Here is a 14,302-nt window from a genome sequence, read left to right on the forward strand (position 1 = left end):
CAGGGTAAAACAAGTTCCAAAGCATTGACAGCAAAATCTTGGAGCTTGTGGACAACCGCAGCCGGAAGCTGCCGAACGGCATTTCGCCGGCCCACGATCAAAGCCGGCGGCCGAACCCAGGTCTCATATAACATTAAGATAACGGATTCACATCAGCCTCACAGGCCCCATTGATCACATTGCTATCATGAATGCGGGCAGATTAAACCATCTCGATTCCCACAAACGGCAGACATCGCACCCGACGCGCCGAGGCCGGTGCCCCTACCGCCATAACGCCAGATCAGAGTTTTTGGAGAATCCACATGAATTTCAAGCTTCGGACTTCGCCGTCCCGTATCTCCATTGCTCTGCTCACCCTGGCCGTCTTGCCCGCGTTGGCACTCGGCACCGGCGCCGCAGTGGCAGCCCCGCCGCTCCCGGAACCGAGCTCGACCGCAGCCGCGGAAAAATCCGACCAGGCCCTTCCGCCTGAGGTTCCGTCGCCCGGCGCGAAGATGGGCTGGACCGAAGATTCGGTCGTCGCACCGCAACTGCTCAAGAACGCGCCGGTCGAATCCGGCCCGAGGGGGGCTGCTGCACCGCAGGCAGTGACCGGATCGACGAGTTTCGTGCCTGGCTGGGGCGTCCTCGGCCTCGACGTGAGTGCCTGGCAAGCCAAAGTGAACCCCAACGGTTCCCGGACCGACAACGTCAATTGGCAAGCCGAATGGAACCAGGGGGCTCGCTTCGCCTATGTCAAGGCCACCGAAGGGACCAGCTACAAATCGGACACCTTCGGACAGCAATACGGATCCGCGGCCGCGGTGGGCATGATTCGCGGCGCCTACCATTTCGCGTTGCCCAGCGTTTCGTCCGGAACCCAACAGGCAAACTTTTTCGCGGCAAACGGCGGCGGCTGGTCCGCCGACGGGATCACCCTGCCGCCCTTGCTCGACATCGAATACAACCCTTACGCATCCTTGGGTGACACCTGCTACAACATGGCTGGCACCCAGATGGTCAACTGGATCAAAGAGTTCTCCAACCGGATGATGACGCTCACCGGGCGCTACCCGGTGATTTACACCACGACCGACTGGTGGACGCGTTGCACCGGCAATGCTGCCGGATTCGGCAATCAAGCCCTGCACGTGGCCGCCTACAATTCCGTCGGGCCCGGCACCCTGCCCGCGAGCTGGAACCAATACAGCTTCTGGCAGTACAGCGACAAAGGGCCCACCGCCGGAGACAGCAACATCTGGAACGGCGATCTGGCCGCGCTCAAACGGTTCGCCACGGTCCCCGACTCGGCGGGCAACAACGCAGCAGCTCAAATCCAACAAACATATGCCCAGAACTCGGCGGTGCTCGGAACCAACTCAAGTGGCATCATCTGTGGTCTGCGGGACAACGGCTGTTATCAGAGCTTTCGAGGCGGCGAAATCCTTTGGTCCGACGCCACCGGTGCGCAGGTGAGCCGTCTGGGTGCCATCCGCACCAGCTATCGGACACTTGCCGCCGAAAACGGCAAACTCGGCTACCCCACCGGACCCGAAACCTGCGGACTCAAAAACAACGGCTGCTACCAAGGCTTCCAAAACGGCTACATCAACTGGACCAACAGCACCGGCGCCCAAATCACCGGCGGAGCAATCCGCCAAGCCTGGGCCCAAACCGGATACGAAAGCGGCAAACTCGGCTACCCCACCGGACCCGAAACCTGCGGACTCAAAGACAACGGCTGCTACCAAGCCTTCCAAAACGGCTACATCAACTGGACCAGCAGCACCGGCGCCCAACCCAGCCCCAATGGACCCATCCGCCAAGCCTGGGCCCAAACCGGATACGAAAGCGGCAAACTCGGCTACCCCATCAGCTCAGTCATCTGCAACCCGGCAGAGGACAGCTGCTACCAAGGCTTCCAAAACGGCTACATCAACTGGACCAACAGCACCGGCGCCCAAATCACCGGCGGAGCAATCCGCCAAGCCTGGGCCCAAACCGGATACGAAAGCGGCAAACTCGGCTACCCCACCGGACCCGAAACCTGCGGACTCAAAGACAACGGCTGCTACCAAGCCTTCCAAAACGGCTACATCAACTGGACCAGCAGCACCGGCGCCCAACCCAGCCCCAATGGACCCATCCGCCAAGCCTGGGCCCAAACCGGATACGAAAGCGGCAAACTCGGCTACCCCATCAGCTCAGTCATCTGCAACCCGGCAGAGGACAGCTGCTACCAAGGCTTCCAAAACGGCTACATCAACTGGACCAACAGCACCGGCGCCCAAATCACCGGCGGAGCAATCCGCCAAGCCTGGGCCCAAACCGGATACGAAAGCGGCAAACTCGGCTACCCCACCGGACCCGAAACCTGCGGACTCAAAGACAACGGCTGCTACCAAGCCTTCCAAAACGGCTACATCAACTGGACCAACAGCACCGGCGCCCAACCCAGCCCCAACGGACCCATCCGCCAAGCCTGGGCCCAAACCGGATACGAAAGCGGCAAACTCGGCTACCCCACCGGACCCGAAACCTGCGGACTCAAAAACAACGGCTGCTACCAGGTATTCCAAGGTAGTTCGATTTACTGGACTGGGGCGACCGGCGCGCAAATCACCACCGGGGCGATCCGCGATGCTTGGGCGAAAACCGGTTGGGAGCAGGGACGCCTCGGATACCCCGTGTCAGGCGAAGGATGCAACCAAAATGGAACAAACTGTACTCAAAGTTTCCAAGGTGGCCGCATCAACTGGTCGGTATTCGAGGGAATCTCCATCAATTGATCCTGGAATCCATCCGTAGCCTTCGGTAATAGATCGCAATAGCTGCAAGCCCGACGAGTGCCACTATACAGAAACTAGCGATTGCCGTCCCGATGTCCAAAGGCAACAGGACCATTACCGTCGTGACCGCTATAGCAACCGCCAGCCCTTTGAGCAAGAACCAAAAATCGACTAGCGATGGATTTAGTCTCCGGACCAAGATGCAGTAAACGAACCCCAAGACCAGATAGGAGGCGACCTGGATGAGGCCGACAGCGAAAAGGTCTCCCTGCGAAGCGGGCCAGGCTGCTCCTAGTAATGCCGCCACGGCGACAACTGGCGTGACCACACTCATCATGCGGGTGCGCCCGATGGCAAAAAGCTGCGTCGTCGCCATCAAAAACATGACATAGCCATAACCCAGAAGCGGCAATAGCCTGGCCAGCCTCAGCAAATCATCGCTTGCTTGCGGGAAGATGACGAAACATACCAGGACTGCGGCACCGCTTCCGCCGAGCGCCAGCAGCACACCAACGCCGGCGGCCTCACGTTGAACCTTTTTAACCTCGCCGGTGCTGTCGATTCCCCGGTGCGAGAAAATCGTGGTCTGCCAGACATTGGACAATGCCATGATCACCGCTAGTGCTCCTAGGGCAAGCGGCAGCACGGCGTTGTAGCGCCCAACCATTTCTTCTCCGTTGAACATGGTGATCAGTATCGCTTCGCCTTGAAGCATCAAAACCAGCGCCAGACTGTGCGGCAGCACTGGCAGCGCCACTGCGATTGCGGAGCGGAGCACCTTCGGATACTCGAACGGCGCTTTTGGCTTTGCCGCAAGCACGCCGAGCAACGATGCGAGGAAAACAGCCACCGCAAAACTGATCATGTATGCATTCGCGGTCCGCTCCACGAAGGTGATGGCCAAAATGCCGGTCACGTGCCCGAGGGCTGTAGCAATCACAGTGATCACGACGAAGGCGAGCGCACGGTGCGCCGAACGCAAGAAGGCAAGCGCCATCTGAGTGACCCCGTGCATCCCGATGATCAAGATCGAGATCAGATACGGTCCATTCGCAGCTAATTCGCCTCGGGAAAACCACCATAAGCCGACGGCCAAGGCAATCGCCAGGGCAGTGAGCACACTGAACCAGCTTCCGAAAGCCGCAAGCGAGCGGGCTTTCCGGGGGCCGGCATCGGCAACGAAATACGTCGTGCTGATTGCCTGCGGCAATCCTGCCGACAACGCAATCAAACCGATCGAAATCAAGCTGAGCGAAAAACTAACCTGGCCCCATTGCTGCGCATCCAACATCCGAATCGCGAATGGCTGGATAATGGGAAGTCCAAGCCCCTGTGCGACCGCAGCAACCAAATAGAGAAGACGATGGTGTGCCGGTGCGATGACCGGCACACCTTCAGGGTTACTGCTCATCGAGTTTACGGCCTCTCAGACGGGCGCGTCATTTGGACATTCCGAAAGTCCGCCGGACATGCCAGCGATAGAGCGCCGAGTACAGCTGGGGGCTGACTTTGATCAACAAAGCCGAGCATCCGATGAGCGACCAGCTCCGAGCCACACCGACCAGCGCCCGCCAAGACAGCTCCGACCGGAGGTACTCCACAATTTGCCGGTTGGCCTTGGCCGAGTCAGTCGCGAAAAGTCCGCCCGAATAGGTCATCACCCCCAGAAAAGCCCGTAGGGAATCCCAAGATCGCTGCGCCACCTTGCCCCGGGCTGCGGGATTGATTCCATCTTGTACCCCCTGGACCGTCCCCTTGATGTAATCGAGGGATGGCTGCTGACTCCACGTCAAGGATTCGGGTTGGACATGATAGACATAAACCGGATCATCGATCACCAGGACGTTTCGACTGTACGAGTATGCGCAGGCGTTCACCACCAAGTCTTCATATCTGACCAGTTGCGCCGGAAACCGAACTTGCTCGAAGATGCGGCTACGGTACAGCTTGCCGTGGAGATAATTCCACATTTTGCCTTGCAGCGCGGCATCGAGGATCTCCGCACCGCTGGCTAGCCCTTGCATGCGGTCCGGTCGACATTCACGTACGCCGTCAACTGTCGCGGCAAGGTGCGCGGCCGCCACTAGGTCGAGGTCGTCGCGCATAGCGGATACCAACACCGAAAGCCCGCTAGGGAGCAACTCGTCGTCACAGTCCACAAAGCTGAGGAATTCCCCTGAAGCAGCAGCCAACCCGGCATTCCGCGCGGCGCTGGGACCAGCGTTTTCCGACTGCCGAAGAAGCTTGATCCGAAGAGCTCTGTCCGAATCAATGATTCGCTGCACGAGTTCCGGGCCGTCGTCGGTGGAGCAGTCGTCGACAATGATCAATTCCCAGTCGTCGAAATCTTGGCCGATGACGCTTGCCACCGCGCGCTCGATTGTCGCCGAGCCGTTGTACATCGGCATCACCACACTGACTTGGACGATGCCCTCCGGCTGCATCAGGGTTTGACTGCGTGAACAGTGAGTTTACGCAGCCCGTCCCACATGCCTTTGGAAACCACCTTGGGCAGCAATGTCACAGCGTTCAGCCTTGAAGTCAGATGCAGCCGTGCTGCGCGCGAAGCCTTTCGCCAACCAAGCCGGGCGAAATCCCTTGCACATTCGTCGAAGAATGCACGCTCTTCAGCGAACCGCCGGCCATCCAATGCCTTGATCGAAGAGTCCGACTCGCGGTGGCGGCGATACTGAAAACACACTTCGTCGATGACTGCCATTTCACCGCCGTCCATAATGATGTCCATAGCCAAAGCAATGTCCTGGACCACGTTGTACTGTTCCCGGAAATCGTGTTTCAAAATTGCATCCGCGCGCCACGCCACCGAGGGGAAGTACAACCAGTCTCCGGTGATCAGGCTCTGCGCAATCGGCTCACCGGCTACAATGGCCTCGGTTGCTGACCCGACCACCATCTTGCGAAGTTGGGCCTTGACTCGGTCGCCGAGCGGCAAATAGACCGTTCCGTTTTCGTCGATGACTTCAACACCGGGCTGCACGATTTTAACCCGCGGGTTTTCCATCGCCTTCCGAACCACCCCGATGAAGTTCGGCAGCATGATGTCGTCCGCGCCCATCACGACGACCACATCGTGCTCAACTAGGCTCAAACACTTCTTGTAGTTTCCGTTCGCGCCAAGATTCGTTTCATTGCGGTAGTAGCGGACGCGCGAGTCGTTGTCCACCAGGGATTTGAAGTACTCCGGGAGCGAATCGTCCGGGTACCCGTCGTCGACGATGGTAAACCGAAAGTCCCGGTCCTCTTGACTCAGCACCGAGTCAACGGCGGCCTTCATCATGACGACATCCCCATAATAGGGGAACATCACGTCAACGGTCATTGGATTCTCCTGGCTGCTGGTGCTTGAGCGGGTCCGCCGAAGCTTCCCGTGGTAGTTGGTCGGGCGTCGAAGCAGTCCAATCTTCGACTGCGGCCCGAAGAATGGCGACCTCTTCGGCGAGGGCGCGTGTCTCGTCCTCCAAAATGGTCAATTCGCGGGACACATGGAGCCCTACTCCGACCAGAAGAACGATCGACAACGCAAAGAGCAGATTAGCCGGAATCTGGACGCCCACCAAACTGGCAACCCAATCGAGCAGGCTCGGGAAAAATCCCAGAATGATGGTCAGGATGCCGACCACGAGCCAGAGAATCGCATATTTTTCCCGCAATTTGCCCCGACGAAGTAGAAGCAGCACCACTAGCACCATGCCGATCGAGATCACCAGGGAGAATGCCACACTCACTTCGAGCCACCCCCTTCAACCGGGTTTTCGCCTTGCAAGCCAAAGTCATCCCAGCGATGGGTCCGTTTTCGGGCCAGCGCAAAGCAAAGCACCAATCCAGACCGCGCAAGGTAAATCGTCGATTTGAAAGGGCTGTGGCTTGGCGTCCCGGCCTGGCGTTCCCGCATTTCCACCGGGACCTGAGTCACCTTACAACCAGACTTCACCGCCACTACTAGGGAGTCGATGGTATCTCCCAGGTATTCCGTGGGAAAGTGCTCCATGTATTGGTTGAGACCCCGCACGTTGACCGCTTTGAATCCAGATGTCACATCGGTGAGTTCGGTCTTGGCCACGGCGGATATCACTTTGGAAAGCACCAGCATGGCCCATTTGCGAGGGCCCCGAGCCACGTAGTTCCCCTTGCCCGCAAAACGCGCACCTATCGAAATGTCCGAATCCTGCAGGCCGGCAAGTACTTTATTGATGTCCCGGGGGTCGTGCTGCCCATCCGAGTCGACTTGGATGGCCGAACTGTAACCGTAGCGCAAAGCGTACTTGAATCCGGTTCGCATAGCTCCGCCGACGCCGAGGTTGAACGGAAGCACCAAAACCTTGGCACCGGCTTCCCGAGCAATCGCGGGCGTGCCGTCCTGTGAGCCGTCATCGACGACCAGGATGTCGTGTTCCGGAGTAGTTTCACGAATTTCCCGGATGGTACTCGCTATGACCGCGGACTCATTCCATGCCGGCATGATGATCAGCGTGCCGGAGCGCCTGGATGGATCCATGATTTATGAGTGTAGCGTGTTCCAGCACCGGGATCCGACTTGCCGGTGCCGACACGCTGACGGTGTCGGTTATCCCGGGGTGCACCGTTTCAGCGCTTCCGCGGCGGCCTGCCGGCTTCGCCAGCACCGCACCTGCGCGTCCGTTGCGGCATGCTCTGGCATAATGAACTGGTCACTCTCGCCCCACCCTTCAGGAGACGCACCGCATGCAGTGGACGCAGCTACTCCCGCTAGTTCCTGCCCTCATCGGCGTTTATCTGATTCCTGGACTGATGATTTTGTGGTCTGCCGGAGTCCGTGGAGCCAACCTGGTTGCGCTCTCGGCACCGATCTCAATGACCCTGGTTTCCGGCTCCGCGATCCTCCTGCAACTGCTGTCGATCAAGTTCACACCGCTCTCCACTCTGGCGATGGCAGTCCTCGTCTCGGCCCTCACACTGGTCCTGCGGATGTTTTGGAACCTGAAATTCATGCCCGTGGCTCCCGGACCGGAGGCACCGTCTCGGCTTCGTTCTCTCATGGTCCAGTCCGACATCATCAGCCAACCTTCAAAGCCGATCACCGCGCCGGCGGTGCGGCGGCGAAATCTCGCACTGTGCTTAGGCTTGCTTTTGGTCGCCGGCATCATCGCGTACAACTACCTCTCGGCAATCGGCTCGCTGACCAACATTTCACAGACTTTCGACGATATTTACCATCTCAACGCGGTAAAGCTGATTGCAGACACCGGGAACGGGTCGTCCTTGACCCTCGGCAACCTCACTCCCGCCTCGCAAGGCTTCTACCCGGCCGGGTTCCATGATTCGGCAGCATTGGTTTCCGTAATTTCCGGGCAACCGGTCAACATCGCGATAAATGCGGTGAATATCTTCACCGCAGCGGTGGTCTGGCCGCTCTCCTGCATGTTCCTCATCTCAAGGATCTGGGGATTTTCGACCCAGTTCCTGGCTTTGGGATTGGTGCTTGCAGGCAGCTTCAGCGCATTTCCCTACCTCTCGATCGGCTGGGGCGTCCTTTACCCCAACCACACTGCGATCGCTCTGCTGCCTGCCGCTCTGGGGCTGGCTATTGAAGCCTGCCGGGTGGGCCATGCCCGACCGAAGCGAGCGTTGGGACCGCTGATCGTGCTCATCGCGGTGGCACCCGGGCTTGTCATGGCCCACCCGAGCGTTGCAATGGCTCTGCTTGCCTTCATGGGGCCGATCATCTTGTATCGCATCGTCAAATCAGTACAGGCCGACTTGCCGGACAACAGAGGCAAGATGGTCCAATGGTCGAGTCTTGGCATTCTCTATCTCCTGGTGGCGGTAGTCAGCTGGATCTACATCAGGCCTGACCTCGGTGGAGCCCCCTGGTCGGCAAACCAAACGCCGTCGCGGGCTTTGGGCGAAATTTTCCTGAGCTCTCCGATGGGCGCACCGACTCCTTGGATCATCGCGATTCTACTGATTACTGGCATCGCGGTCGCTGCCCGGAAGTTCCGGGAGAACTGGTGGCTGTTCGGAATCTTCGCGGTAGCGTCTATCCTGTTCGTCTTCTCTTCCGGCTGGGGCTCTGGACGGCTCCGAAGCTTCATCGTCGGGGTTTGGTACAACGACAGCTTCCGCCTTGCCGCACTTTTACCCACCGTAACGCTCCCCTTCGTGGTACTCGGCGGATCATTCATCTTCAACTACCTGCGGAAAAAGACTGAGCGGCTCAGCGCTTCGCTGTCACGGGTCAACTCCAAAATCCCGCGTTCGCTCAGCACCGCAAATGTCAATTGGGGGTTCGCCATATTTTTGGTCGTCGTGACCCTGGGATCCCAAATCGGAACACTGGGACCGATCAAGTCCTCCATCAAATCGTATTTCGAAGTCAAACAGGACTCGGCGCTCCTTACCAGCGACGCGCTGTCCTTGTTCGAGAAGATTCCGGACATTGTGCCGGTCTCCGACACAATTGTGGCCAATCCGCTTGAGGGTGCTTCGTTGGTGTATGCGCTCGCAAATCGGAAAACCGTTGCGCCTCATGTCTTCGGCGAACGGAGCGCCGAGGAGAAGATCCTGCTCGAGCACTGGCAAGACGCCACCTTCAATACGCAGGTTTGCCCAGTGATCAAGGAAAAACGAGCTTACTGGGCTCTTGATTTCGAAGGTCCCAAGATCACCGACATCCCGGACACCAATGCCGGCATCGACAACCTGAAAGACAACCCGAGGCTCGGAATTGTAAAAGTTGCGGAGGTAGGAAAGGCTAGGCTTTTCCGAATAACGGCATGCGGTTAATGCCAGAGAATACTAACAATTCTCGTCCTAAGCTTTCGACATTGAGTGAGATGACAAAATGAGACCAGATTCGAATCATTCAGGTTTGAGCCGACGCGCCCTGATTATGGGCTCGGTAGGAACGTTGTTTCTTACTGGATGCTCTGCCTTCGGCCCGAAAGAGTCTTACAGCCCAGACTCGACTCCTGCTGCGACGGTATCGATATCTCATCAATTCGGTGAGACCGTCCTCAACTACGTTCCACAACGAATCGTAGTCGTTGGGCTGTCCGCGGCCGATATCTGCATCGACCTAGGCGTGATTCCCCTTGCATTCTCCGGAATCGATGGATTTGCCGGCGCATCCACACCGTGGTTCGGAGAAATGCTCGGGAAAGTAAAATCTTCGCTCTCGGCTTTCTACCCGGAGATCTTCGATATCATCGAGTCCATTCCTTACGAAAAGATCAAAACGTATAAGCCCGACTTGATCATTGCGGTAAATTCCGGGATCGATCAATCTTCATACAACGAGTTGGCGAAGATCTCGCCGGTTCTCGGGCCTCTGCAACTGGGCTATACGACCCCGTGGCGGGATTCGACCCGCGCCATCGGAAAGGCACTGCGCAGGAATGATCGCGCCGAAGCAGTGATCGCGGAGACCGAAAAGGCAATTTCTGCGGCCAAAGCCGGGTATACCACCCCTACCGGGACGACTTTCCTCTACTTGGCAGCCAACTCGGCCGCAGAGTCTGCCTTCAGAGTGCATCCAACGAACTCCAACGGAGTCAGAATCCTTGAAGAATTCGGATTGGCTCCGGCACCCTTTTTGTCGTCTGCTGCAGCCTCGAACCCACAGACCTCCGAATCGGTTCAGGGGCCTCCGGATATCCTCGCTGATTCAGGTTCCGCCAACACAACGCTGATCTCGGACGTCACGGTCATCGATGTCTTTCAAGACAAAAAGGATGGTCTGGTCAAATCCGGAAACTTGGAGAAACTTCCCACATTCACTGCCGGTGCCCAAGCGTCTCTTGACTACGCACGGGAAACCTTAGCCCTCCGGAACGCCTCTCCCCTCGGTATCCGGTCAACCGCGACTTCGCTGTATTCGAAAATTGCCCGAGCAGCCTACCTCTCCAAGCTCGGCAGTTAGCAAGCCGTGATCTGGAGCAGTCGGGCATCACCTTCTTGATAGCGAGTCCGTGCGACTCCGGCTGTATCGAGGTTCTGCAGACCCGGGGTCGGATGCGAGCCGAAATTTACTTCCTGGGTTCCAAAATCCAGGACGTAGCCGATGTTCAAGCGCCGGACGGCGGCGCACACTGCGGGGTTGTCCTTCGCGTCGTCCAAATGGTCCAAGACCAGCTGCTGATCCTCCGTGGGCGGAGCACTCAGGACGTGGTACTGCATCGGAACCCGATCGGCAAAGGCATAGACCAGCGAACTTCCATTGGCCGGGTTGCCTACGACCACGGATCGTTTTGGCACCAGATCCGGCACTCTCTGCAGCACGCTCATCTCGTCATTGGTCAACAAGGCAGACGAGCTGCTGAGCAGATAATCGTTCTGGGTTCGCTGCGTGGCAGCGGAGACGTTTCCGAGCTGAGTCGCAAGCAGCATCGCCAGGAGGCCCAGGGCTCCGGCGGACCAACGGAATGCCGCTGATCGTCCGCGCAGCATACGGACTGGCTGCAGACGCCGGAAGTAACGGTAGGCCCGATATGCGCCCAGGGAAGCAATCGGGACCGAAAGCAGCGGCAACAGTGCCGCTAACCGATACTGGTCGTTGTACCAGATTCCGGTGAAAAAGTTACGGAATCCGCCCTGGCTGAACGATGAGACGACTATGAAAAGGAACCCAATCAGCAGGAACTGGCCGGCCAGCCACCAAAGCTGCTTTCGCCGCAGCGCCACCAGCAGTCCGAGGATCAGGAACGCACTCACGAAGATCGCCGGCGGAAGCCCGACGACAGCATTCGAAAAGACCCCGACGACGGCCCCGGCAGGAGAACGCGTGGGCGGCCAGAACGCGGCGTCGGCCGGCGGGCGAACTGCTTTCCACAACACCAAAGCGCCCACTGCCCAGAGCACGATGAGCCCCAACCTCGCGCCGGTGCCGAGCGGAGCTTGTTGCCAGCGAGGCTTCAACATGGGCAGCGCACGCCACGAGACGTAGCCCACCAAAGGAATGCTCAGCGCCACGAGCACCATCAAAGCGCTCGGGTGCGCCAAGCTGAGTCCGGGAAGCATCATGATCAAGGCAAGCCAGGCGGCGGCCTTTCGGCTTCCCTGCCCAGCGCCGATGCCGATTGCTTTGACCAGAAAGGCGATGCACGCCGGCAAAAAGGCATATGCCAGGAATGTGGGGTACAGCACCCCGAAATCGATCAAGATCATCGGGAAAACGCCAAAGGCAGTTGCCGTCGAAGCCGCGATCCAAGTCGCCGCCGGCGTCTTCGGCAAGACGGTTCGGCTGAACTGCACCGCGCCTAATGGCCAGGCCAAGGCCCCGATCACGATGTTGCCGCTGCTGACTGCTTGCGGAATCGACGAACCGCTGAGTTGAAACACCAACGAAACGAAATCATGCCAGGCAGCAGGATAAAAGGACTCCCCGGTCATCCGGCCGATCGTGAACGATGAGGCTTGCCCGGTGTCTGCGATATAGCGGATGGCATTGAGATGAAAAATATTGTCGTATGTTTGGGAAATCGACTCGGGTCTGCCGATCGCGAGCATCAGATTTCCTGCGATGACGATTGCGGCCACGGTTAGCGCGGCAATCGTCCAGATCTGCCGAACGGCAAAAGGTCGCCGGCTCTGCCGAACCCGGTAGCGGAGCGGGAGCAATCGGGTACCCAGGCCAACCAGCACCATAGCCACCGCGGTGAGCGCCAGAACCGGAAGCACTGACCAAGCGATGCCGAAAAAAGCGGAAACTATCGCGGCCACTGAGATCAACGAGATCGACAAAACCGGTGCTGCCGCAGCCAGGGCCAAACGACGCAGGTTCATAACCCAGCCCAAAGCCAGCCCCGGCACGAATAGCACTGCACCAGCCAGCAGCATGCTCCACCAGGCGTCCCACCACTGCATGGCGATCACTTATCCCGGATCTGTGCCGTAGCCCGGCACCTCATGCGTCATCCGCTGATCGGAGGCGCAGCTCTGCGACGACATCGCGGACGGGCCCGTCCAGCTGGATAACCCCTCGTTCCAGCAGCACGCCCCGTTCGCAAATGGTCGAAACGAGGTCGAGATCATGGCTCACCACGAACAGCGTCTTGCCGCGCGCTGAAAGCTCCTTGATCTTCGCGATGCATTTGCGTTGGAACGGTTCATCGCCGACCGCCAGAATCTCGTCGATCAAGAAAATCTCCGGATCCGTGTGAACCGCGATGGAAAAAGCCAAGCGCAGATACATTCCGGAGGAATAGAACTTGACCTCGGTGTCGATGAACTCGCCGATCTCGGAGAACTCCACGATCGAATCGAACCGCTCATCGATTTCGGCCCGGCTCATCCCGAGGATCGCACCATTGAGGTAAACATTGTCCCGGCCGCTGAGATCATGGTGGAAACCGGCGCCAACTTCGATCAGGCCGGCTACCCGGCCCCGAGTCCGCACCGAGCCGCTGTCGGGCTGCAGGACGCCTGAGATCAATTTCAACAGGGTGGATTTCCCGGAACCGTTGAGTCCCAGCAAAGCCACGGTTTCGCCTTGGGCCACGTGCAATGAAACGTCATCGAGCGCCCGGAACCGTTTGGTGATGTCACCTTTGCGCCCTCTGAGCAACCACACCAGGGCCTCTTTGAGCGAACGGGTGTGCCGGAGCACGAATTCTTTGACGATGTCGTCGACGACGATGGCAGTATCCGGTCGAACCGTGACGGTCATCAGAGCTCCTGTGCGAACTTTTTGGATAGCCTGGCGAAAGTGAACTGCCCGATGAACAGGATCATCAGTGAAACTCCGAAGGCAATCGGCAACCACATGGTTTCCAGTCCCGGCACCGGTGCTGCGGCCGGCATGCCAAGTTGTTCCGGGCTGAGCGTCGATTCCCAAAACGCGCGATGGAAGAGTTCCACGGCGACGGTCATGGGATTGAGCTGATAGATCCAGAAAAACCCGCCGAGCACGTGCTGCACCTGGCTCCACAGGTAGAGCACTGGCGACAACCAGGTCACCATCATGATGAGCAAATCGACAAGATTCTCCGAGTCCCGGAAATAGACGTTCACGGCGCCGAAAAACAAGCCCAGGCCAATCGCGAGCACGCCGACCATGATGAACGCGACGACGACCAGGACCAGCTGCAACACCGTCGGCTGCCATCCGGTGAACAGACAGACCACGAGCAGGATCAAGAACTGCGGCAGGAAATGCACCGCGGAAACCCAGACGCTGGCTACCGGGAAAAGCTCCCGGGGCAAATAGATCTTCCGAATCAGGTCTCGGTTCTCCACAATCGATCGCGTGGCATTGCCCAGCGCTTCAGTAAAGAAATTGACCAGGACGATCCCGGAAAAGAGGTAGATCGGATAGTTGGGCGTGGAACCCTGTACGCCCAAAAACAAGCCAAGCGCCACATAGAACACCAAGAACTGAGTGAGCGGACGCATGTAGGACCAGAGGATGCCGAGCACCGACCCCCGGTAACGCACCTTGATTTCCTTGCTGACCAGGAGCTTCAGCAAAAAACGATTCTTATAGACATCGCGCAGACCTTTTCCCCGGCCGGGAAAGCTCATCGCGATCTCGGTTT

The 14,302-nt window shown here is 58.5% G+C and carries 11 protein-coding genes; 3 read left to right on the forward strand and 8 right to left on the reverse strand.

Annotated elements, in window-relative coordinates:
• Positions 1–305: 305 nt before the first annotated feature.
• Entirely contained in the window at positions 306–2,771 is a 2,466-nt protein-coding gene (locus JOE69_RS04035; protein WP_309796285.1) for a GH25 family lysozyme, read from the forward strand.
• Here the strand turns inward: JOE69_RS04035 and JOE69_RS04040 are convergent.
• The 5 genes from JOE69_RS04040 to JOE69_RS04060 are packed head-to-tail and all read right to left on the reverse strand — an operon-like array spanning position 2,764 to position 7,287.
• On the reverse strand, positions 2,764–4,182 hold the full coding sequence (locus tag JOE69_RS04040; RefSeq protein WP_309796287.1) for an MATE family efflux transporter: 1,419 nt from the start codon (positions 4,180–4,182) through the stop codon (positions 2,764–2,766). The two genes, JOE69_RS04035 and JOE69_RS04040, sit on opposite strands and share 8 nt — an antisense overlap.
• Positions 4,183–4,210: 28 nt before the next feature.
• Entirely contained in the window at positions 4,211–5,215 is a 1,005-nt protein-coding gene (locus JOE69_RS04045; RefSeq protein ID WP_309796288.1) for a glycosyltransferase family 2 protein, read from the reverse strand.
• Positions 5,215–6,111: a glycosyltransferase family 2 protein gene (locus JOE69_RS04050; protein ID WP_309796290.1), complete on the reverse strand. Its 897-nt coding sequence runs from the start codon at positions 6,109–6,111 to the stop codon at positions 5,215–5,217. Before JOE69_RS04050 ends, JOE69_RS04045 begins: the two co-directional genes overlap by 1 nt.
• Positions 6,101–6,517: a DUF2304 domain-containing protein gene (locus JOE69_RS04055; RefSeq protein WP_309796292.1), complete on the reverse strand. Its 417-nt coding sequence runs from the start codon at positions 6,515–6,517 to the stop codon at positions 6,101–6,103. The genes JOE69_RS04050 and JOE69_RS04055 overlap by 11 nt, the downstream gene beginning before the upstream one ends.
• Complete coding sequence (locus JOE69_RS04060) at positions 6,514–7,287, reverse strand: glycosyltransferase family 2 protein (protein ID WP_309796294.1); 774 nt, start codon at positions 7,285–7,287, stop codon at positions 6,514–6,516. The genes JOE69_RS04055 and JOE69_RS04060 overlap by 4 nt, the downstream gene beginning before the upstream one ends.
• Before the next feature lie 206 nt (positions 7,288–7,493).
• Here JOE69_RS04060 and JOE69_RS04065 point away from each other — a divergent pair, with 206 nt between their 5' ends.
• Entirely contained in the window at positions 7,494–9,554 is a 2,061-nt protein-coding gene (locus JOE69_RS04065; RefSeq protein ID WP_309796297.1) for a DUF6541 family protein, read from the forward strand.
• An 85-nt stretch (positions 9,555–9,639) separates the two neighbouring features.
• Positions 9,640–10,689, forward strand: a complete 1,050-nt coding sequence (locus JOE69_RS04070) for an ABC transporter substrate-binding protein (RefSeq protein ID WP_309796299.1) — start codon at positions 9,640–9,642, stop codon at positions 10,687–10,689.
• Here JOE69_RS04070 and JOE69_RS04075 read toward each other — a convergent pair.
• Genes JOE69_RS04075 through JOE69_RS04085 form a run of 3 tightly spaced genes read right to left on the reverse strand, consistent with a single transcriptional unit; the run spans position 10,686 to position 14,288 of the window.
• Complete coding sequence (locus JOE69_RS04075) at positions 10,686–12,632, reverse strand: DUF6541 family protein (RefSeq protein WP_309801136.1); 1,947 nt, start codon at positions 12,630–12,632, stop codon at positions 10,686–10,688. The two genes, JOE69_RS04070 and JOE69_RS04075, sit on opposite strands and share 4 nt — an antisense overlap.
• A 40-nt stretch (positions 12,633–12,672) precedes the next feature.
• On the reverse strand, positions 12,673–13,434 hold the full coding sequence (locus tag JOE69_RS04080; RefSeq protein WP_309796301.1) for an ABC transporter ATP-binding protein: 762 nt from the start codon (positions 13,432–13,434) through the stop codon (positions 12,673–12,675).
• Positions 13,434–14,288, reverse strand: coding sequence for an ABC transporter permease (locus JOE69_RS04085; RefSeq protein WP_309801140.1), 855 nt, complete (start codon positions 14,286–14,288; stop codon positions 13,434–13,436). Before JOE69_RS04085 ends, JOE69_RS04080 begins: the two co-directional genes overlap by 1 nt.
• Between the last annotated feature and the right edge of the window lie 14 nt (positions 14,289–14,302).

It is taken from the genome of Arthrobacter russicus, from assembly GCF_031454135.1.
Classification (GTDB): Bacteria; Actinomycetota; Actinomycetes; order Actinomycetales; family Micrococcaceae; genus Renibacterium; species Renibacterium russicum.

Bases quoted from the DNA above. Each gene is read 5' to 3' on its own strand.
- JOE69_RS04035 (WP_309796285.1), top strand. From the start codon at position 306: ATGAATTTCAAGCTTCGGACTTCGCCGTCCCGTATCTCCATTGCTCTG.
- JOE69_RS04040 (WP_309796287.1), bottom strand. From the start codon at position 4,182: ATGAGCAGTAACCCTGAAGGTGTGCCGGTCATCGCACCGGCACACCAT.
- JOE69_RS04045 (WP_309796288.1), bottom strand. From the start codon at position 5,215: ATGCAGCCGGAGGGCATCGTCCAAGTCAGTGTGGTGATGCCGATGTAC.
- JOE69_RS04050 (WP_309796290.1), bottom strand. From the start codon at position 6,111: ATGACCGTTGACGTGATGTTCCCCTATTATGGGGATGTCGTCATGATG.
- JOE69_RS04060 (WP_309796294.1), bottom strand. From the start codon at position 7,287: ATGGATCCATCCAGGCGCTCCGGCACGCTGATCATCATGCCGGCATGG.
- JOE69_RS04065 (WP_309796297.1), top strand. From the start codon at position 7,494: ATGCAGTGGACGCAGCTACTCCCGCTAGTTCCTGCCCTCATCGGCGTT.
- JOE69_RS04075 (WP_309801136.1), bottom strand. From the start codon at position 12,632: ATGCAGTGGTGGGACGCCTGGTGGAGCATGCTGCTGGCTGGTGCAGTG.
- JOE69_RS04080 (WP_309796301.1), bottom strand. From the start codon at position 13,434: ATGACCGTCACGGTTCGACCGGATACTGCCATCGTCGTCGACGACATC.
- JOE69_RS04085 (WP_309801140.1), bottom strand. From the start codon at position 14,288: ATGAGCTTTCCCGGCCGGGGAAAAGGTCTGCGCGATGTCTATAAGAAT.